This window comes from Amycolatopsis sp. NPDC058340 (assembly GCF_042723975.1).
Classification (GTDB): domain Bacteria; phylum Actinomycetota; class Actinomycetes; order Mycobacteriales; family Pseudonocardiaceae; genus Amycolatopsis.
In genome coordinates this window covers 27,133-46,312 of record NZ_JBHXIB010000042.1, presented here as the reverse complement: position 1 = coordinate 46,312, position 19,180 = coordinate 27,133, and the positions used below count along the sequence as shown (strand labels likewise).

Here is a 19,180-nt window from a genome sequence, read left to right as displayed (position 1 = left end):
CGCTGCGCGCCACCACAGCCCCTCCTTACAGGCCCACCGCTTTGGGGTTGGCGTTAGTGGCTTTGTGTTCAACACCCCAAACCCCCAACCCACGACCAGCTGTACCGACGCCGCACGCGCGAAGACTAGGGAAAACCGGATGGGCAAGGGGCGGGTGGCCACGGCAGGCTTAAACCGTGATCACCCGCCCCGCCCTGTTCGGACGCGTCCTCGGCGCACAGCTGAACCGCGCGTACTGGGCCGAGCTGGCCTGGGTGGTCGTCGGCGCGCCGCTGACGCTGACGTTCGTGGTGCTCGTCGTCCTCGGGCTGGTCCTCGGGGCGGGCCTGAGCCTGCTGACCATCGGGGTTCCGGTGCTCATCGGCGTCCTGGCAGGCGCGAGGCTGATCGGCATCGCCCATATCGGCCTGGCGCGCGCCCTGCTCGGGACGACGGTCACCCCGCCTGCCCGGCCCGGACTGCGGCCAGGCCTCTGGAACGGCGTCAAAGGCAGGCTCGGGGATCCGCTCGGCTGGCGGTCGATCGCCTACCTGGTGATCCGGCTGCCCCTGTCGTTGATCGAGTTCTTCCTGGTCGTGACGCTGTTCGTGTACGCGGTGAGCACGATGAGCTATCCGCTGTTCTGGTTCACCCTGAACGGCGAGGCCATGCCGACGTTCGACCTGCGCGTCGACACCTGGCCCCTGACCCTGCCGCTCGCCGTCACCGGGCTGGCCGTTCTGCTGGCGATGCCGTGGGTGGTCCGCGGTCTCACCGAGTTCGACCGGCTGCTGGTGCGCGGCGTCCTCGGCGCCGAGGACCTTTCGAAGCGGGTGCGCGATCTCGAACGCAGCCGCGCGACCGCGGTCGACGACGCGGCCCGGCGGCTGCGCCGGATCGAACGCGATCTGCACGACGGCGCGCAGGCCCAGCTGGTCGCGCTGGCGATGAAGCTCGGCATCGCGAAGGACGAACTGGCCGGTGACGGCGACATAGAGCAGGTCACCGCCCTGGTCACCGCCGCGCACGCCAACGCGAAACAGGCACTCGTCGAACTTCGCGACCTCGCCCGCGGTATCCATCCCGCCGCGCTCGACGCCGGCCTCGACGTCGCACTGTCCACTTTGGCCGCGCGTTCGGGCATCGACGCGCGGATCACCGTGGACCTGCCGAGCAGACCGTCCCCGTCGATCGAGACCATCGCCTACTTCACCGTCGCCGAACTGCTGACCAATGCCGCCAAGCACACTTCGTCCGCGATCGAGGTCGACGTGGGTATCGTCGGCGAAGACCTGCGTCTCGTGGTGCGCGACGGCGGCGAAGGCGGGGCCCGGCCGGTACGCGGCGGAGGGCTCGCCGGGATCGCCGAGCGGCTCGCGACGGTGGACGGCGGGCTCGACATCGACAGCCCTGTCGGGGGGCCTACGGTGATCAGCGCGGAAATACCGATACGGAAATAGGGGGCGGCGTGCGCGTCGTGATCGCGGAGGATTCGGCCATCCTCCGGGCGGGGCTCGTCGAACTGCTGAACCTTCGGGGGCACGAGGTCGTCGCGGCCGTCGCCGACGGCGACGGCCTGTGCGCGGCGGTCCGCGAACATCGGCCGGACGTGTCCATTGTGGATATCCGGATGCCGCCGACGCACACGGACGAAGGACTGCGCGCGTCCATCGCGCTGCGGGCGGAGCTGCCGGGTTGCGCGATCCTGCTGTTCTCGCAGTACGTCGAGACGCAGTACGCGACAGAGCTCCTTGCCGATCGCGCGGGCGGCGTCGGCTATCTGCTGAAGGACCGCGTCGCGGAGGTGTCGGACTTCCTCGACGCGCTCCGCCGGGTCGCCGAGGGTGAGACGGTGCTCGACCCGGAAGTGGTCAGCCAGCTGTTCACCGCCACCCGCAAGACGGACGCGCTCGCGGGTCTGACGCCGCGGGAGCGCGAGGTGCTGGGGTTGATGGCCGAGGGCCGGTCGAACTCGGCCATCGCGGCGGCGCTGTTCCTTTCGGCGGGCTCGGTGGAGAAGTACGTGTCGAGCATCTTCGGGAAGCTGGCACTGCCACAGTCCGAAGGGGACAACCGGCGGGTTCTCGCCGTGCTGCGGTACCTGGAGTCTTAGGCGGGGCTGAAGGGGCCTTTCCCCGCATCTCACGCGGTGAAGGACCCTTTCACTGCATCGCATGCGGGGAAAGCGTCCTTCAGCGCCCGGATCACCGCGGCTCCACCGGGGGCCCGTCCAGTTCGGGCAGGCACAGCTGCACCCACGCGACATCCCGCCAAGCCCCGTGCTTGTACCCGATCCGCCGGTAGGTCCCCACCGGCTCGAATCCCAGCGCGCGGTGCAGCCCGGCGCTCGCGTCGTTCGGCAGCACCATGCCCGCGCAGAAGTTCCGGAACCCGCGTGACGCCAGCCCGTCCAGCAGCGCCTGATAGAGCGCGCGCCCGCCACCGGTCCTCCGGCGGCCGAGCTCAAGATAGATGCTGACCTCGCAAGACCAGCGATACGACGGCCTGCCGCTGAAAGGGCCTCCGTAGGCGTAGCCGACGACGCGACCTTCGTCGTCTTCGAGCACGAGCCATGCGTGTGATTTCCGCGCCTTGGCGATGCGTTCGGCCATCTCGTCCGGTTTGGGCGGCTCGGTTTCGAACGAGATCACCGTGTCGGTGACATACGGTGCGTAGATCTCCGCGCACGCCGTCGCGTCGGCTTCCGTCGCTTCCCTGATCACCATGGTGACCATAGTAACCGAGGCTGCCACTATAGTGAGCACCATGCCCGATCCCTTGTCCGCGTCGCTCGCCGCGACGCTCCAGTCCGCGAGACTCGATCAGAACCTTTCGGCCAACGCCCTCGCCGAGTCCTCGGGCGTGTCCAGGGCGATGATCGGCAAGATCGAACGCGGCGAGGCACAGCCGACGGCGGTCCTGCTCAGCAGGCTTTCCGCCGCGCTCGGCATGACGTTGTCCGAGCTGATCGCCCGCGCCGAACACGGCGACCGTCGGCTCGTGCGCGTCGCCGATCAGCCGACTTGGACCGACCCTGACACCGGGTACGTGCGCCGCGCGGTCTCGCCTTCGCTCGGCGGGCCGCTGGAGCTGGTCGAGGTCGTGCTGCCCGCGGGCGCCGAAGTCGCCTTCCCCGCCCACACCTACGCGCTGACCCATCACCAGATCTGGGTGCTCGACGGGCAGCTGCGATTCCGCGAGGGCGATGTCGAGCACGAACTCGACGCGGGTGATTGCCTGCAGCTCGGCACCCCGCAGCCCTGCGCTTACGTCAACCCGACCGAGGAGCCGGTCCGATATCTGGTCGCCTTGGCGCGACGGCACGCCTGATACTCGGATGATGAAGTCCCGGGCCCTCGCGTACGTCGCGGCGAAAGCACGCGGCGGGCACGAGGCCGGATTGCCGGTGACACTGCACTTCCATCCCGACAGATCCACAGTGGACGGACGCCCGCTGCTCGACGCGATGGCCGAGGACGGGTTCTACCGCAACCAGTTCGAAACCGGGACGAGCAACGGCGGGCTCACCGCGCGTCCCGGCGGAGACCGCTGGCTCTGGGAAAGCCGGATGTTCGGCGGCGCCTACGACGACGCGCCCGCGGCCGAACGGCCGAAATACGGCGCGTTGAACTTCCGTCACCGCCCGGCCGGTGGCGCGCCGAGATTCGGCTCCGCCCACTTCCGCATGGCCGCGCACACCCTCGGCAGGACGACGTTCTGCTACCCGGACAGCGTCCTGGATCCGGCGGATTTCGGCCACGGCACCAGGGTTTCCGCGCTGATCGAGCTGGCGGAGCAAGACGACACCGATCTGCTCGACGACTACATCGAGGCACACGTCCACGGCCCTGTCGACCTCGCGAAGGACGTCGAAGCCCTGGTTCTCGACCCGAGCCACCGCGGCACCGACGTCGAGAAGGCCGCTTCACGGCTCGGCTGCCCGGTCGAATGGCATCCGGGTTTCCGCCTGTCCACCGAAGAACTCCAACGGCATCCGGCGTACCGGGGCGCAGAATTCGTCGAACTCGGCCTGGCACTGGCCGAAGACGGCTATCTCGACCCGCGCGTCCTCGGCGAAGCACGGCACCTCGACCAGCAGGCCCTCAAACGTGTGTGGCACTACGTCGCCCGCTTCGGGGCACTACCGTGAACAGCATGTACTCCACGGAGATCGAGGTGCGCACCGGCAGCGTGGCCGTGGTGCACGACCTGACCAAGGACGCCGAGGCCTTCCTGCGCGACGCGGACGCCGAGGACGGGATCCTGCACGTCTTCGTCCCGCACGCGACGTCCGGGCTGGCGATCCTCGAAACCGGCGCCGGCAGCGACGAAGACCTGCTCATGGCGCTCGACGAGTTGCTCCCCCGCGACGGCCGCTGGCGGCATCAGCACGGCAGTCCCGGTCACGGCCGTGACCACGTCCTGCCCGCGCTGCTGCCGCCGTTCGCGACGATCCCGGTGCTCGGCGGGGTGATGACGCTGGGCACCTGGCAGTCGGTCTGCCTAGTGGACACCAACCTGGACAACCCGGTCCGGCGCGTCCGCTTCAGTCTTCTGGAGGGCTGACCGGCCCGGCCACAGCGCGAGCACCAGTCCTGCCACGAGCAGCCCGGCGAGCACCCACACCCCGGTCGTCACGTCCGGCGCGCCGGGCACGCCCTGCAGCAGGCTCCGGAGCCCTTCCGCCGCGAACCGGAACGGCGTCCAGGACCACAGCACCGCGCGGTACGCGGGGTTCAGCAGTTCCGGCACCTGGCCCGCGACGGCGGGCGCGACCAGGTACAGCGGGCCGAGGATCGCCATCGCCCGGATGCCGAGCAACCGCAGCAGCCCGGTCTGCAGGGCGGCGAATCCGGTGGAGGCCAGGAAAAGGAAGCCGAGGACGTCCCAGCCGAGCGGGAGCGCGGAGTCCCACAGTTTCAGGAATCCGGCCAGCACGGCGGTGACCAGCACCCCGGCCGCCAGGATCTGCGTGAAGCGGGCGGCGGCGCCCGCGTCCCGGCCGGTCCGCCGTCCGGCCAGTACCAGCACGGCGCCCGCGATCAGGCAGCCGACCCACGCCAGCGCGCTCAGCGCGAGCGGAGCGACCCGGCCCGCCGCGCTCGCGGGGTGCAGCGTTTCGATCTTCGGTGTCCCGCCGAGGGCCTGCGCGGCACCGGTCAGTGCCTGCTGCGCGATCTGTGTCCCGGACGGGTTCACCGCCCCGGAGAGCACGACCGTCGACGGAAGTTCGAGGACTCCGTAGACCTCCTTGTCCTCCAACAGTTTCCGGCCTTCCTCGGGCGAGGTCACCCGCCACGAGACCTGGCCTCCGCCATGGGCGGCGATCCCGTTCGCGGCCGACTGGAGCGGCCCCGGGGGCGCGGCCACGGCGAGCGGGAGACCGTCGGGCGCGACGGTGGCCTGCGCGCCGAAGGTGAGGAAGCCGAGCACGGCGGCGACCAGCGCGCCGGCCAGCGCGGCGAGTAAGGCGAAGGCCCCGGCGGGGCGACGGTTCGGCATGGCCGTCCTCCATTTATTCGTCACTTGTTGAATTAGCTGCCAAGGTAAGCCCCGTCCACACAGAAGTCAACAGACGTTGAATAAGCTCACCGGTACCGTCGATCGCGTGACTACTCCGCATCGGCTCGTGCTGTGGGACATCGACCAGACCCTCGTGGACCTGCGCGGCGTGGGCGCCGCCTGGTACACGACCGCGCTCGCCGAGGTCGCCGGCGTCGAACTGCGGGCCCTGCCGAATTTCGGCGGCCGCACCGAACGCGCCATCAGCGCGGACATCCTGACCTCGCACGGCGTCGAGCCCACCGAGGAGAACGTGCGCAAGCTCTGGCTCGCGCTGATCGCGGTCTCCGAAAGCCACGCCCCGACCCTGTCTTCCAGCGGCCGGGCGCTCCCTGGCGCCAAAGACGCGCTGAACGCCTTCGCCACGCACGGCGGCGTCGTCCAGACACTGGTCACCGGGAATCTGCCGGAGATCTCGGTGCACAAGCTGACCGCGTTCGATCTGCACGAGCACGTGGACTTCGAGATCGGCGGCTATGGCTCGCTCTCGGCGCACCGGCCCGATCTGGTGCCCGCCGCGGTCGGCCACGCTTCGGCGAAACACGGCACCGAGTTCGCGCCGGAGTCGGTCGTCGTCATCGGCGACACGCCGGACGACGTGCGTGCCGCGCTCGACAACGGCGCCGTCGCGGTGGCCGTGGCGACCGGGCAGTTCAGCGCGGAGGAACTGGCCGACGCGGGGGCGCACACCGTGCTCGGCGACCTGTCCGACCTGGTAGCGGTACGTGCGGCCGTGCTCGGGGGCGCCAACTAAGCTCGGTCCATGGCATACCCAGGCGGCGGCAACGGCTGGCCGGAGCAGCAACCGCAGCAGCCCTATCAGCAGTACCCACCGCAGCAGGGATATCCGCCCCAGCAGCAGTACCAGGGTCACCAGCAGCAGGGGTTCCAGCAGTTCCCGCAGCAGTCGTACCAGGGTTTCGCGCCGGAGCCGCCGAAGGGCGGCAAGAAGGGCCTGTGGATCGGCCTCGGCGCGCTCGTGCTGGTCATCGCCGTCGGCGCCACGCTCTTCTTCGTCCTGCGTGACGGTGACGAACCGCAGCCACAGGCGGCGCCGCAATCTTCGTCCGCGCCCGCGCCGCCGCCGTCGTCTTCGGCGACGAAACCGCCGTCATCGAGCAGCGGAGCGCCGAAAGACAACAAAGTGCCCTCGACGACGCCCGGCTGGCAGGGGATCCTGTCGGTCAAGGACAAAACCGCCTACGACCTGCCCGCGTCGGGCTGGGAGACCGAGCCGGGCCAGATCGTCGGCTACAACGAGGGCGAATACAAGATGGTCATCCACGAGGCGTCGACGTACAAACTCGGTGCCTGCCCGGAGGCCCGCGGCTCGAACCGCGGTGTCGTCGGCTTCGCCACCGCGGACCAGATCCCGGTCGAGAACGCCGCCAGGGGCGCCGTCCGGCTCTGGATCCAGGCCGCCACCGGCAAACCCGACGTCCCGATGCCCGCCATCACGCAGGTGCCGATCGCGGGCGGCTCGATCCAGGCGGTCAGCTCGACCGGGACCTTCACCCCGGCCGAATCCGAGGAATGCCGCGCCCCGAGCGTGAAGGTCACCTCGGCCGCGTTCAAATCCGGCGACCAGACCATCTGCTTCGTCATGGCCATCGACCAGGGCACCCCCGACGCGCTGCCCGAGTCGGAGGCACAGAAGATCCTGGCGAGTCTGAGGCCTCAGCAATGACCGGCCCCGGTGGGCACATCGACGAACCTCGGCAGTGGTTCGTCGATCCGCTCACCGGGCGGCCGCTCGAAACCGAAGCCGAACAGACGAGTCCGCTCCCGGTCGTCCGGGACACCGTTCCGCCGCGCCGCCGCCTGCGTCTCCGCCCGACACTGGGAGTCCTCGGGCTCGCCATCGTCCTCGCCGTCGGCACGACGGCCACCTATCAGGCCAAGACCGCGCCCCCGCCGCCGTCCGCCCACGATCTCGTCCTGCCCGACCCGGTGCCCGCCACCCGGATCGAGCCCGTGATCGCGGGCTGGCAACCGGTGCTGTCCGACGATCACCCGCTCGTCTACGACGCCCCGCCGGACTGGAAACTCGAAGAGCCCGACGTCGCCATCGGCTACGAGACCCCGGCCGGGGACCTCATCACGCTGCAAGGCGTCGCGCGGTACCGGCATGCCTTCTGCCCCGGCTCCGATCTGTCGGCGCGCGCGATGGCGGGGTTCACCACGATCGACGAGGGCGAGGTCGGCGGCCTCGCACAGGCGGCCGAGGAAACGACGATCCGCTGGGCCGAAGCGGCGTACGGGCACGCCCCGAAGGCGGAGATCGGCGAGGCCGGGCCGGTGCCCGTCCTCGACGGCGGGACGACCGCCACCGCCGTGACCACCACCGTCGTCCCCGCCCCGGACGGGCCGTGCCCGGCGCCTTCGGTCGCGATCACCGCGATCGCCCTCCCGCTGCGCGCACTGCCCGGATCGGGCCGTTACCACGTCCTCCTGGTACTGGCGGACCAGGGGATCCCCGGTGCGATAGCCAGCGGCGTCGTCCTCAAGATGGGTGAGAGCATCCGTCGCGAGTAGCACTCCCCTAAGGGAAATATGGGTCCCGTGCCGGATGTGTCCGCGCCCCTCCCGCCCCTAATTTGAGTTCCATGCCAAAAGGGGGAAGCGGGACGGCCGCGCCGGGCCGGACGCACAAGATCGCCACGGTGCTGAGGCACCGGCTGCCTTTCACCACCCTCGTCACGGTGACCATGCTCGCGCTCGCCTTGGCCACGGGCGCGCTCTGGTCGGCCGCCGAGGACCGCGCGGTGTACCCGTACATCGCGTATGGGCTGCCGTCGCTCGAAGCAGGCCGGTGGTGGACCTTGTTCACCGGACCGCTGTTCGCGGTCGTCCCGCTGTACTACCTGCCGATGGTGCTCAGCTTCGCGTTGTTCGCCGGATTCGCGGAATGGCGGCTCGGCACCCGCCGGGCGATGGCCGTCGCCATCGGCGGCCAGTTCGTCAGCGTGCTGGTGGCGGTCCAGTTCCTTGCCTTGAGCCGCAACTCCGGCTGGGAATGGGCGGAACGCGTCGCGGGCAGCCTCGACGTCGGATTCTCCGGCGGCGCGCTCGCCGCGGTCGCGGTCGCCAGCGCCACCCTCCGCCCGCCGTGGCGCCTGCGCCTGCGCGCCGGGCTGTGCGTCTACGCCGGGGTCGCGATCATCTTCGTCGGCACGCTCGCCGATCTCGTGCACTTCTTCGCCCTCGTCCTCGCGTTGCCGTTCGGGCGGAAGTTCGTCGGTGCCAAGGAATCCTCGCGCGGGCGGAGGCCGAGCCTGCGCGAGTGGCGGTTCTACGTGATGGCCGGTCTGCTGGTGCTGACGGTCGCCGAACTGGTGATGTCCTTCGTGCCTGGCAACGGCCCCTTCGGTTCGTCCGAAGAGCTTTCGCTGTCCACCTGGGAAGTCGTCGTCCTGTGCCTGATCGTGGTGCCGATCATGAACGGCCTGCGCAAGGGCAGCCAGGTCGCCTGGTGGTGCGCGATGATCCTGACCTCGTTCGTCATCCTGCAGGTGATGGTCTACGGCGGGGTGCTCACCCTCGCGGAGATCTTCGGCGAGGACGCCGGCGTGGTGGATCCGCCGCTGTTCTTCGTGGACAACCTGCTGTGGACGGTCGAATTCGCGCTGCTGGTCTCCTCGCGCGGCGCTTTCCGCGTGCCGTCGCGGCGGAAGTGCCGCCGTCTCGGCCGGATGGGCAACCCCGCGCTGGCCCGCACGCTGCTCAGCCGTCACGGCGGAAGCACCCTTTCGTGGATGACGACCTGGCCGCAGAACTCGTACTTCGTCGCCGCGGACGGCAAGTCCTACCTCGCCTACCGGCGCCACGCCGGGGTGGCCATCGCCCTCGGCGACCCGATCGCCCCGGACGGCGCCGCCGACCGGACGATCGCCGAATTCATCACGATGTGCGAGAACACCGGTCTCGTGCCGTGCCTGTTCTCCGCCACCGGTGACACCACCGCCAAAACCGAGGAGCTCGGCTGGAAGCAGGTCCAGGTCGCCGAGGACACCCTGATCGAACTGGAAACGCTGGAATTCCGCGGGAAGCGCTGGCAGGACGTGCGGACCGCGCTCAACCGCGCCAAGAAGGACGGCGTCGAGTTCCGGCTCGTCCGGCTCGCCGACCAGCCGCGCGCGGTGATCTCGCAGGTCCGCGCGATCTCCGAGGAGTGGATCGGCGACAAGGGCATGCCGGAAATGGGTTTCACCCTCGGCGGTGTCGACGAGGCGATGGACCCCGAGACCCGGGTGGGGCTCGCGGTGGACGCCGACGGCGTGGTCCACGGCGTGACGTCGTGGCTGCCGGTGTACACCGGCGCGGGCGCGATCGGCGGCTGGACACTCGACGTCATGCGCAAACGCGCCGACGGGTTCCGTCCGTCGATGGAGTTCCTGATCGCGTCGTCCTGCCTGGCTTTCCGCGAAGAAGGCGCGAAGTTCGTTTCGCTGTCCGGCGCCCCGCTGGCGAGCTCCGGCGAACCCGCGCACGCCGTCGAGCGGGTGCTGGACGCGCTCGGCACGATGATGGAACCGTTCTACGGTTTCCGTTCGCTGCACGCGTTCAAGGCGAAGTTCCAGCCGCGTCACGTGCCGCTGTACCTCGCGTTCCGCGACGAGGCGGATCTGCCGCGGATCGGGATCGCGCTCGGCCGGGCCTACCTGCCGAACACCGGGTTGCTGCGGCTGGCGAAGCTCGCGCGGTCGGGCAAGAAGCCTCAGCGCAACGTCGAAGGCGGCGGCGTGATGGTCTTGCGGTCGGCCTCCGGGACACCCCGGTAGGTCTTGAGGATCTTCAGGATCAGCTCGCGGTCCGCACCGCCCGGCGCGTCCTGGCCCGAATAGACGGCCAGGGCCGCCGAGGCTTCACCCAGCTGGGGCGCGATCACGCCGACCAAGGCGCGGTGGGCGCCGCAGGCACCCGGCGGGGTGACGACCTCCGCGAGGACGATGCTCGCGGGGACCTTCTTGCCGGTGCCCAGCGTGAACTCGGTCGTTTGGGGCTGTTCCACGGTGACCTTGGCCGTCAGAGGGCCGTCTTCGGGGTTGTAGGCGCTGACGGTGAGGTCGTCGACCGCCTTCTTCGCCGCGGCGGCCGGATCGGCGAGCTTGATGTTGGCCACGCCGCTGCCGCCGATCCTGCTTCGCTTCTCCTGCGGGCAGTAGCCCTCCCCGACGAAGGCGCTGGCGACCATGGTGATGCCCGGGACCTGGGTGCCCTTCTCCCAGCCGTGGATCGTGCCGGGTTTCGGCGTCCAGTTCGGCGGGACGTCGTAGGCGTAGACGCCGTCCTTCCCCGCCACCGACTGCCAGCCTTCGGTCACCGGCGGCGCGACGACCCGAGGTGAAGGCGTGTAGACGATCGGCGCCCGAGGTGTCGGCGCGCTGGTCTCCGAAGACCGGTCACTGTTGTTCGCGAGCGCGGCGACCGTGATGACGCCGAGCGTCGCGAAGAAGCCGTACATGGCCCTTCGCCCGCTCCGCGACATCGGCTGCTTCGCGGGCTTCTCCGGCTCTGGCTCAGGCGCCGGGGTCTCGGCAGCGGGCGTGTAGCCGGACGAGTCCGAGGGCTGATAGCCCCCGAACCCGTCCAGCGCCGCGTTGTCCTCGTAGCCCGGGGAATCCTCGCGCTTCTTGCCGAACATTACGAACGGACGAGCTTGACCAGGTGCTCCACGACCGCGTCCACGGCGATCTCCTCGCGGTCGCCGGTGCGGCGGTCCTTGACCTCGACGACACCGTTCGCCAGTCCGCGCCCGACGACGAGGATCGTCGGCACACCGACGAGCTCCGCGTCCGCGAACTTCACGCCAGGGGTGGCCTTGCGGTCGTCGAGGACGACCTCGATACCCGCGGCGTCCAGTTCGGCGGCGAGCTTCTCCGCGCCGGCGGCCACCGTCTCGTCCTTGCCCGCGATGACGATGTGCACGTCGAACGGCGAGACCTCGCGCGGCCAGACGATGCCGAGGTCGTCGTGGTTCTGCTCGGCGAGCACGCCGACCAGCCGCGAGACGCCGACGCCGTAGGAACCCATGGTGATGCGGATGGGCTTGGAGTCCGGGCCGAGGGCGTCGAGTTCGAACGCGTCCGCGTACTTGCGGCCCAGCTGGAAGATGTGCCCGATCTCGATACCGCGCGCCGCGACCAGGGTGCCCTTGCCGTCGGGCGACGCGTCGCCCTCGCGGACCTCGGCGGCCTCGATCGTGCCGTCACCGGTGAAGTCGCGGCCCGCGACCAGGTCGACCACGTGGTGGTCGCGCTCGTCGGCGCCGGTGACCCAGGCGGTGCCGTCGACGACGCGCGGGTCGAGCAGGTAGCGGACGCCGTTGTCCTTCAGCGCCTTCGGGCCGATGTAGCCCTTGACGAGGAAGGGGTTCTTCGCGAAGTCGGCCTCTTCGAGCAGCTCGAACTCGGCGGGCTCGAGCGACGCTTCGAGGCGCTTCGGGTCGACCTCGCGGTCGCCGGGGAGGCCGATGGCCAGCAGCTCCCACTCCTTCGCACCCGGCTGACGGGTCTTCACCAGCACGTTCTTGAGCGTGTCCGCGGCGGTGAAGGTGCGGCCGAGGTCCGCGTTGTTCAGGAACGCGACCAGGGACTCGATGGTCGGGGTGTCCGGCGTGTGGTGGACCTTCGCCTCGGGGAGGCCCTCGATCGGCTTCGCCTCGGGAGCGGGCGTGGTGACCGCTTCGACGTTGGCCGCGTAACCCGATTCGGTGCTGCGGACGTAGGTGTCCTCGCCCGTCTCGGCGACGGCGAGGAACTCCTCGGAGGCCGACCCGCCCATCGCGCCGGAGGTCGCCTTCACGACGACGTACTCGATGCCGAGACGGTCGAACAGCTTGGTGTAGGCCTGGCGGTGCAGCTCGTACGACTTGCTCAGGCCCTCGTCGTCGAGGTCGAAGGAGTAGGAGTCCTTCATGACGAACTCGCGGCCGCGCAGGATGCCGGCGCGGGGACGCGCCTCGTCGCGGTACTTCGTCTGGATTTGGTACAGGACGACCGGGTAGTCCTTGTACGAGCTGTATTCACCCTTCACGGTGAGCGCGAAGAGCTCTTCGTGCGTCGGGCCGAGGAGGTAGTCGGCACCCTTGCGGTCCTTGAGGCGGAACAGGGCGTCGCCGTACTCGGTCCACCGGCCTGTGGCCTCGTAAGGCTCCTTCGGCAGCAGCGCGGGGAACTGGATCTCCTGCGCGCCGATCGCGTTCATCTCGTCACGGACGACCTGCTCGATCCGGCGCAGCACCCGCAGGCCCAGCGGCAGCCAGGAGTAGCCGCCCGGGGCCACCCGGCGGACGTAGCCGGCGCGTACCAGGAGCCGGTGGCTCGGTACCTCGGCGTCCGCCGGATCCTCACGCAGGGTGCGAAGGAACAACGACGACATCCTGGTGATCACTTCTGGGCTCCTCGCTGGAATTACGTGCTTAGACGTTCTGCGCAGCGTAGTCACCCCGCCCTGGGCCGGTTCAACCGGTTATCGCGGTCGGCCGGTTTTGTCGGTGGGCGCCGCTAGCGTGCCGGCATGGGTATCGAACTGGGCATGATCACGATCGACTGCGCGGATCCGCGCGAGCTCGCGGCGTTCTGGACGAAGGCGCTCGGGGTCGAGGTGGATCAGGACCACGGCGGCGAGTTCCTGATTCTGCACGCCGCGAAGGAGAACGGGCCCGTGTTCGCCTTCCAGCGCGTGCCGGAGGAGCGGGTGGGCAAGAACCGGGTCCACGTGGACTTCGGGACCGACGACATCGGCAAGGAGGTGGAACGTTTGATCGGACTGGGCGCGAAGAAGCTGGACGAGCACGAGATGCCGGGTTTCGCCTGGACGGTGCTGGCCGATCCCGTCGGCAACGAATTCTGCGTCGCGACCCACGAGGGCTGACGCCGGTCTCGATGGTCAGAATGGCGGCATGACGGAGCGAGCCATCCTGCCCTGGTCCGACATCGAGCTGCCCGAGGGGCTGAGCGCGCGGCTCTACGACGGCGTGGGCCCGCTGCCGGACGAAGGTCTCGACGACGTCGAGGTCTACGTGCTGCCGTACGACACCGGCACCGAGCCGATGAAGCTGATCGCCCAGCTTCCTTCGCTGAAGCTCGTGCAGTCGTTGTCGGCCGGGGTGGAGAAGCTGATCCCGCTGGTGCCGGCGGGAGTGAAGCTGGCCAACGGCCGCGGCCTGCACGACCTCAGCGTGGCCGAGCACGCGCTGGCGCTGATCCACGCTTCGCAGCGGGATCTGCCGCGCTGGTTCGCACAGCAGACGACGGCGTCGTGGGAGCGCGAGCACACGCGCTCCCTGGCCGACAGCCGGGTGCTGCTGGTCGGCCACGGCTCGATCGGCCGGGCCATCGAGCGGCAGCTGATCGCGGCCGAGGCGATCGTGACCAGGGTGGCGAGCACGGCCCGGCCCGCGGAGCGGGTGCACGGCGTCGGCGAACTGGCCGAGTTGCTGCCGTCCGCCGACATCGTGGTCCTGATCCTGCCCGAAACGCCCGCGACCATGGGTCTGTTCGGTGCCGCGGAGCTCGCCGCGCTGCCGGACGGCGCGCTGGTGGTGAACGTCGGGCGGGGTTCGGCGATCGACACCGCGGCGCTCACGGCCGAGACCGTCTCCGGGCGGTTGCGCGCCGCGCTGGACGTCGTCGATCCGGAACCGCTGCCCGCCGGGCATCCGCTGTGGACCGCGCCGGGCGTGATCATCACGCCGCATATCGCGGGCGGTTCGGCGTCGTTCTACCCGCGGGCGAAGCGGCTGGTCACCGAGCAGCTGCGCCGGTACGCCGCCGGGGAGGAGCCGCTGAACCTCGTGAGTGGCTAGGACGGTTAGAACCGTCCTAACCACTCACGAGCCGGCCCGGGCCTGGGCACTGCCGCGCGCCTTGCCTGCCCCGCCGGACGCGTTGCCTGCCCCGCCGGACGCGTTGCGAAAGCCACTTTCACAACGTTGAAGGTTGCGAAAGTGGCTTTCGCATCACCCCGGCCGCCGTGAAAGTCGCGAGGGCTCTGGTCGCACCAGGTCCCGAAAGCCACTTCCAGGACGCCAGACGTCGCGAAAGTGGCTTTCGCGACACACCTCGACGCCACCAGGCGAACCCGGCGCCAAATCGGGAGGGTGCAAGGCGAACAGAGCGCCAGCAACAAGACGCGAAGGGGCCTATCGCCGCATCAGACGGGTCGGCTGCGTCTTTTGTTTAAAACACCCCCCCCCCCCACCTCCCCCCCCTCTGGTGTGTGGTTTGGACGGTTAGAACCGTCCTAACCACTCACGAGCCGGGCGGTTACTGCCAGTGGGTCCGGTAAGCGAGCCACTCCCGCATGGCCCCGGCGAGACGGCGTTGCGCGGCCCGGACTCCCGTCGTCGCGGGCGGTTCCGGTAACCGGCACGCTCGTTCGGCATGCCCGGCCAGCGCGACACCGAACGCGGTGACCGCCCACACCGGGACGCCGGTCAGCACGGGGCGACGCCGGAGCAGCCGGTCGACGTCGGCGGGTTCGTGTCCGGCGTCGAGCAGGTACGGGACGAGCGCGACCAGATCGAGCCAGCCCGCTCCCCTCGCCGGGTAGCGCCAGTTGGTGACGAGCACCCGGCCCGGCCCGGTCCGCACCAGGTATTCGGGCTGGATGTCGTTGTGCAGCAACGTGTCCCCGGCCGACCAGGGATGCCACGACGTCTCCAGCTGGACGAGCCGGTCGAGATTGCGGACGGCCCATCCGTCGAGGTCGCCGGGGCGTTCCTTCGCGAGTTCGCGCCAGCCGCGCAGGAGCGGGCCGAGATCGTCGAGCGCGTCCGGCACGTCGGGCAGCGGGCACGGGGTGAGCGTGCGCCCGAGCGCGCCGAAGGTGGCCAGCACCGCGGAGAGGTCCGGCGATCCCGGGCGCAGGTTCGGCCTGGTGCCGTCGAAGTCGGCGAACACGAGCACCAGCCATTCACCATCCACAAAGGACAGCAGCTTCGGCGTGGGCGCCTCCGGCGGAAGCCGTCGCGCGATGGCGGCCTCCGTCCGGTAGCCGCCCGCGCGCGGGCTGCCCGCCGGGATCGCCTTCAGGAAGACCCAGCGATGACCGCGTTCGAGTTCGAGCCGCGCCGAGACACCGCCGTCGAATTCCGGGGTCTGCCACAGCGAACGACGGACCATCGACCCGAGCTCGCGCTCGACGGCGTCACGCGTCGCCGAAGGAAGGTCGTGCCAGCCGAGGCGTGCGGAAACCGGCAACGCCCTACCACCCCCAGCGATCTCTCCGAGAAGATCGACTGTACCGAAATCCACCCTTTCGGGTGACAACCGGTCAGGTCGGAACAGGTTTCACGTACCCGGCCCAGCGTTGGAACTCGCTGAACCCGACGCGCTCGTAAACCCCGAGGGCGCGGTGCGTGTTGTCCTGGTCGACGTTGAGCGAGGCCCGCTGGAACCCCTTGGCCTTGGCTTGGACGAGCGTGTGCCCGAGCAGCGCGCCCGCGATGCCGCGCCCGCGAAGGCCCGCGTCGGTCGCGACGTGGCTGACGTACAGATCCTTCACGCCCGTGGCGGCCTCGTCGGAGGCGAAGTACGCGCTCAGCACCATCGCGACCACCCTGTCCCGGTCCGGGCTCAGCAGGAGGAACGACAGGTCCGGCTGGAAGTCCTTCCCGCCGACCACCAGATGCCGCCAGGCCTCCGGCGACTGCTCGGTGCTCCCCCAGTGATCCGCGAAGGTCTCGTTGCGGGATCGCAGCGTGAGGGCCTCGTACTTCTCCTCGTACGCGACGAGCGGGAACTCTTCCGGCAGCGGTTTCGCCGGTGGGATCGAGGCGAGGTCGGCACGCATGTCGACGAACCACCGGGCGTGCTCGTACCCGGCGCCCACGAGCACGCCGGTGAGCCAGCGCTGCTTGGTGTTGGCCCCGGCGTGCAGTTCCAGCGGTACGCCCGGGTGGGACGTCGCGTGGAGCTCCTTGCCCGCCTCTTCGAACCAGCTCGTGAGGCGCGCGGCGATGACGTCGTCGCGGTACGCGGGGTGGACGAGCGTCTCCACCCGCATCATGTGCACCTGATCCGCCGCGTCGCGCTTGCGGAGCAGACCGTAGGCGACCAGCTTGTCGCCGTCCCACGCGCTGGTGGACGCCGTCGGCAGGTGGACGGTCGGCGTACCGATCTCTTCGGCGAGATCCTCCGCGCTGTAGTGCTCCTCGATCGGCTCGGCACGCTCCGCCTCGGCGAAGGTTTCGGCCAGTCGCGGCATGTCGTCCAGGGTCAGCGGGCGCCAGATCAGGCTCATGCGGACGAGGCTAAGCCCGCGCCTCGGGGTGACGCACTCCATTTAGTTACGCTTCCGTGGTGCTCGTGCTGCTCCCCCCTTCCGAAACCAAGGCCGCCGGCGGCACCGGCGCGCCACTGGACCTCGGCGCGCTGTCGTTCCCGGAACTGAACCCGGCCCGTGCGAAGCTGGCCGACGCGCTGACCGAACTGGCGGGTGACGTTCCGGCCAGTGTCGCCGCGCTCGGCATCACGCCGCGGCAGGCCGACGAGGTCGCCCGCAACGCCGAGCTGTGGACGTCGCCCACGATGCCCGCGCTGCGCCGCTACACGGGGGTCCTCTACGACGCGCTCGACGTGAAGTCCTTCACCAAGGCGACGCTGGCGAAGGCCGAGAAGCGCCTTGCCGTGGCTTCGGCACTGTTCGGGGTGGTCGCGGCGACCGACCCGATCCCCGCGTACCGGCTTTCCGGCGGCAACGCGCTGCCGTCGCTCGGGACCGTCCGCAGCGTGTGGAAGCCGGTCCTCGAACCGGTGCTCCAGGGCATAGACGGCCTCGTGGTCGACCTGCGTTCCGGTACCTACTCGGCGCTGGCGAAGCTCCGCCCGGACGCGGTGACCGTCCGCGTCGTGACCGAGGACGCGAAGGGCAACCGCACCACGGTGAGTCACTTCAACAAGGCGTACAAGGGACGGCTGGCCGCGGAGCTGGTGAAGTCCCGCAGTGAACCGTCCACTGTGGAGCAATTGATGCGGGTGCTGTCGAAAGCGGGCCTCGACGTCGAACGCACCGGTGACCACGGTATCGAGCTACTCACCGGGGACGGGGCGCATTAGTTCCGTACCCATACGGGCTTCTTCCTCGGTTGTTCCACCAGGCGCGGATGCGGAAAGTGATTTCCAGCCACCTGGAAAGGAACCACCGTGAACAAAAGACAACGGCTACTGGGGATCGCGGCCGCCACCTTCGGCTGCCTCTCGGTCCTCTTGCCCGCGCCCGCGGCCGTCGCGGACCTGCCCGCGGTCACCCCGACGGACCAAGCGGTCGTCCCCAGTGGACCGCACACGAACTCCATCGGCGGCACCCCGGCCTCGGTCCGTGACTATCCGTTCATCATCGCGGGCCTCCGCGAAGGCGGCACCCGCCCGCAAGGTCAGACCTGCACCGGATCGGTCATCGCGCCGCGCAAGATCCTGATCGCCGCGCACTGCAAGGACGCGGCGGGCGAGAAGTCCTTCCTCTACGGGCTGGACGACCTGAACGCCGGTGGCGGAACGCGGATCGGCGTCGTCAGCTACGAAAAGCACCCGAAGTACGTCAACTTCGACCAGGGCTACGACGTCGCGGTGGTCACCACGGACGCCGACATCCCGGTGCCCGGCGGGCAGTACGCGAAGGTCGCGACGTCGGCCGACACGGAGCTGCACAAGCCCGGCAAGTCCGGCCTCGGGCTCGGCTACGGCAAGAAGGACCACAACGACGACACCCGCAACGTCGAACTGCACAAGTTCACCCTGCCGATCGTGCCGGGCAGCAACTGCAGCGGTGTCGGCGCCGGCTTCAAAGAAGCCACGATGATCTGCAGCGGCTACAGCGACGGCCACGTCACCATCCTGCCCGGCGACAGCGGCGGGCCGCTCATCGTGGACGGGACGGTCGTCGGCGTCGCGTCGTGGAGCCGCAGCGACTTCAAGTGGTACAGCGTTTACGGCCGGCTGAACAACGACATGGGCGACTGGGTCAAGCAGCAGATCGGCGAGCCGCAGAACCCGGAGAAGTTCTCCTTGGGCGTGACGCCGTCCGCGCTCAAGGTCGAGCCGGGCAAGTACGTCTCGGCCACGGTGACCAGCAAGCCGGGCAAGAACGGGGCGGAGAAGGTCGACCTCAGTGCTTCGGGGCTTCCTGAGGGCGCGACGGCCACGTTCCAGCCCACGTCCATCAACTCGGGTGAGTCGGCGAAGGTGACCATCGAGGTTCCCGCCGGGACGGCCGAAAAGGACTACACGGTCACGATCTCGGGCAAGGGCACCGCCGACACCGCGACCACGAACCTGACACTGACCGTCGGCGAAGGCGGGCCGCAGCCCGGTGACCTCAAGGTGGGCCTGAGCCCCACCAGCGGGACTTCGCAACCCGGCTTCTTCAGCAACGTCACGGTTTCCGCCACCGGCGGCACGGGCACGATCACGTTGTCGGCGTCCGGGCAGGGGCTGCCGTTCGCCCCGTTCTTCAACCCGCGGACGATCTCGAGCGGCGGCAGTTCGACCATGCAGGTGGTCGCGCCCTTCCAACGGGGCACGTACCCGGTGACCGTCACCGCGACGGACTCGGCGGGCAAGACCGCCACCGCCACCTACACCCTCACAGTCCAGTAAGCGACTGCGCGTGAAGGCCCCCTTCCCTCGGCTGAGCC

At 69.7% G+C, this 19,180-nt stretch carries 19 protein-coding genes; 13 read left to right on the top strand and 6 right to left on the bottom strand.

From position 1 onward, the window contains the following. Positions 1-176 precede the first annotated feature (176 nt). On the top strand, positions 177-1,439 hold the full coding sequence (locus ACFWIW_RS32285) for a sensor histidine kinase (RefSeq protein ID WP_378371934.1): 1,263 nt from the start codon (positions 177-179) through the stop codon (positions 1,437-1,439). Positions 1,440-1,447: 8 nt separating this feature from the next. Next, the gene (locus tag ACFWIW_RS32280) at positions 1,448-2,092 is read left to right on the top strand and encodes a response regulator (RefSeq protein ID WP_378371933.1); all 645 of its coding nucleotides are present in this window, start codon (positions 1,448-1,450) and stop codon (positions 2,090-2,092) included. Between the two features lie 91 nt (positions 2,093-2,183). On the opposite strand, the gene ACFWIW_RS32275 is transcribed toward ACFWIW_RS32280, so the two are convergent. Further along, positions 2,184-2,714 (bottom strand): GNAT family N-acetyltransferase, encoded by a 531-nt coding sequence (locus ACFWIW_RS32275; RefSeq protein WP_378371932.1) that lies wholly within the window; start codon positions 2,712-2,714, stop codon positions 2,184-2,186. A 31-nt stretch (positions 2,715-2,745) separates the two neighbouring features. Here ACFWIW_RS32275 and ACFWIW_RS32270 point away from each other — a divergent pair, with 31 nt between their 5' ends. From ACFWIW_RS32270 to ACFWIW_RS32260, 3 genes are read left to right on the top strand one after another with little or no spacing between them, the layout of a single operon-like run. After that, positions 2,746-3,309 carry a helix-turn-helix domain-containing protein gene (locus tag ACFWIW_RS32270; protein ID WP_378371931.1) on the top strand — a complete coding sequence of 188 codons (564 nt, stop codon included), beginning with the start codon at positions 2,746-2,748 and terminating at the stop codon, positions 3,307-3,309. A 10-nt stretch (positions 3,310-3,319) separates the two neighbouring features. Further along, the gene (locus ACFWIW_RS32265; RefSeq protein WP_378371930.1) at positions 3,320-4,129 is read left to right on the top strand and encodes a DUF3626 domain-containing protein; all 810 of its coding nucleotides are present in this window, start codon (positions 3,320-3,322) and stop codon (positions 4,127-4,129) included. A 5-nt stretch (positions 4,130-4,134) separates the two neighbouring features. Further along, positions 4,135-4,545, top strand: coding sequence for a secondary thiamine-phosphate synthase enzyme YjbQ (locus ACFWIW_RS32260; protein WP_378371929.1), 411 nt, complete (start codon positions 4,135-4,137; stop codon positions 4,543-4,545). Here the strand turns inward: ACFWIW_RS32260 and ACFWIW_RS32255 are convergent. After that, positions 4,483-5,481 carry an ABC transporter permease gene (locus ACFWIW_RS32255; protein ID WP_378371928.1) on the bottom strand — a complete coding sequence of 333 codons (999 nt, stop codon included), beginning with the start codon at positions 5,479-5,481 and terminating at the stop codon, positions 4,483-4,485. The two genes, ACFWIW_RS32260 and ACFWIW_RS32255, sit on opposite strands and share 63 nt — an antisense overlap. A gap of 127 nt (positions 5,482-5,608) precedes the next feature. Here ACFWIW_RS32255 and ACFWIW_RS32250 point away from each other — a divergent pair, with 127 nt between their 5' ends. The 4 genes from ACFWIW_RS32250 (at position 5,609) to ACFWIW_RS32235 (ending at position 10,322) form a co-directional block, all read left to right on the top strand. Beyond that, positions 5,609-6,295, top strand: a complete 687-nt coding sequence (locus ACFWIW_RS32250) for an HAD hydrolase-like protein (protein ID WP_240601439.1) — start codon at positions 5,609-5,611, stop codon at positions 6,293-6,295. Positions 6,296-6,304: 9 nt separating this feature from the next. Then, on the top strand, positions 6,305-7,228 hold the full coding sequence (locus ACFWIW_RS32245) for a hypothetical protein (protein WP_378371927.1): 924 nt from the start codon (positions 6,305-6,307) through the stop codon (positions 7,226-7,228). Continuing rightward, entirely contained in the window at positions 7,225-8,076 is an 852-nt protein-coding gene (locus ACFWIW_RS32240; RefSeq protein ID WP_378371926.1) for a hypothetical protein, read from the top strand. Before ACFWIW_RS32245 ends, ACFWIW_RS32240 begins: the two co-directional genes overlap by 4 nt. 71 nt (positions 8,077-8,147) lie before the next feature. Next, entirely contained in the window at positions 8,148-10,322 is a 2,175-nt protein-coding gene (locus ACFWIW_RS32235; protein ID WP_378371925.1) for a bifunctional lysylphosphatidylglycerol flippase/synthetase MprF, read from the top strand. Here ACFWIW_RS32235 and ACFWIW_RS32230 read toward each other — a convergent pair. Together ACFWIW_RS32230 and ACFWIW_RS32225 are read right to left on the bottom strand one after the other, a co-directional pair. Continuing rightward, the gene (locus ACFWIW_RS32230; protein ID WP_378371924.1) at positions 10,259-11,185 is read right to left on the bottom strand and encodes a hypothetical protein; all 927 of its coding nucleotides are present in this window, start codon (positions 11,183-11,185) and stop codon (positions 10,259-10,261) included. The genes ACFWIW_RS32235 and ACFWIW_RS32230 overlap by 64 nt on opposite strands. Continuing rightward, the gene (locus ACFWIW_RS32225; protein WP_378371923.1) at positions 11,185-12,933 is read right to left on the bottom strand and encodes a proline--tRNA ligase; all 1,749 of its coding nucleotides are present in this window, start codon (positions 12,931-12,933) and stop codon (positions 11,185-11,187) included. The genes ACFWIW_RS32230 and ACFWIW_RS32225 overlap by 1 nt, the downstream gene beginning before the upstream one ends. A 126-nt stretch (positions 12,934-13,059) precedes the next feature. On the opposite strand from ACFWIW_RS32225, the gene ACFWIW_RS32220 reads away from it, so the two are divergent. Together ACFWIW_RS32220 and ACFWIW_RS32215 are read left to right on the top strand one after the other, a co-directional pair. Continuing rightward, a complete protein-coding gene (locus ACFWIW_RS32220; RefSeq protein ID WP_378371922.1) occupies positions 13,060-13,416 on the top strand; it encodes a VOC family protein in 357 nt (118 codons plus the stop codon). Positions 13,417-13,444: 28 nt separating this feature from the next. Continuing rightward, complete coding sequence (locus tag ACFWIW_RS32215; protein WP_378371921.1) at positions 13,445-14,350, top strand: 2-hydroxyacid dehydrogenase; 906 nt, start codon at positions 13,445-13,447, stop codon at positions 14,348-14,350. Between the two features lie 460 nt (positions 14,351-14,810). Here the strand turns inward: ACFWIW_RS32215 and ACFWIW_RS32210 are convergent, their stop codons facing one another. Both ACFWIW_RS32210 and ACFWIW_RS32205 read right to left on the bottom strand, forming a co-directional pair. Next, positions 14,811-15,746: an aminoglycoside phosphotransferase gene (locus ACFWIW_RS32210; RefSeq protein ID WP_378371920.1), complete on the bottom strand. Its 936-nt coding sequence runs from the start codon at positions 15,744-15,746 to the stop codon at positions 14,811-14,813. 73 nt (positions 15,747-15,819) lie between these two features. Further along, on the bottom strand, positions 15,820-16,788 hold the full coding sequence (locus ACFWIW_RS32205) for a GNAT family N-acetyltransferase (protein WP_378371919.1): 969 nt from the start codon (positions 16,786-16,788) through the stop codon (positions 15,820-15,822). Positions 16,789-16,847: 59 nt separating this feature from the next. Here ACFWIW_RS32205 and yaaA point away from each other — a divergent pair, with 59 nt between their 5' ends. Both yaaA and ACFWIW_RS32195 read left to right on the top strand, forming a co-directional pair. After that, positions 16,848-17,603, top strand: a complete 756-nt coding sequence (yaaA, locus tag ACFWIW_RS32200; protein ID WP_378371918.1) for a peroxide stress protein YaaA — start codon at positions 16,848-16,850, stop codon at positions 17,601-17,603. Between the two features lie 87 nt (positions 17,604-17,690). Further along, positions 17,691-19,142: a trypsin-like serine protease gene (locus tag ACFWIW_RS32195; protein ID WP_378371917.1), complete on the top strand. Its 1,452-nt coding sequence runs from the start codon at positions 17,691-17,693 to the stop codon at positions 19,140-19,142. Positions 19,143-19,180 lie beyond the last annotated feature (38 nt).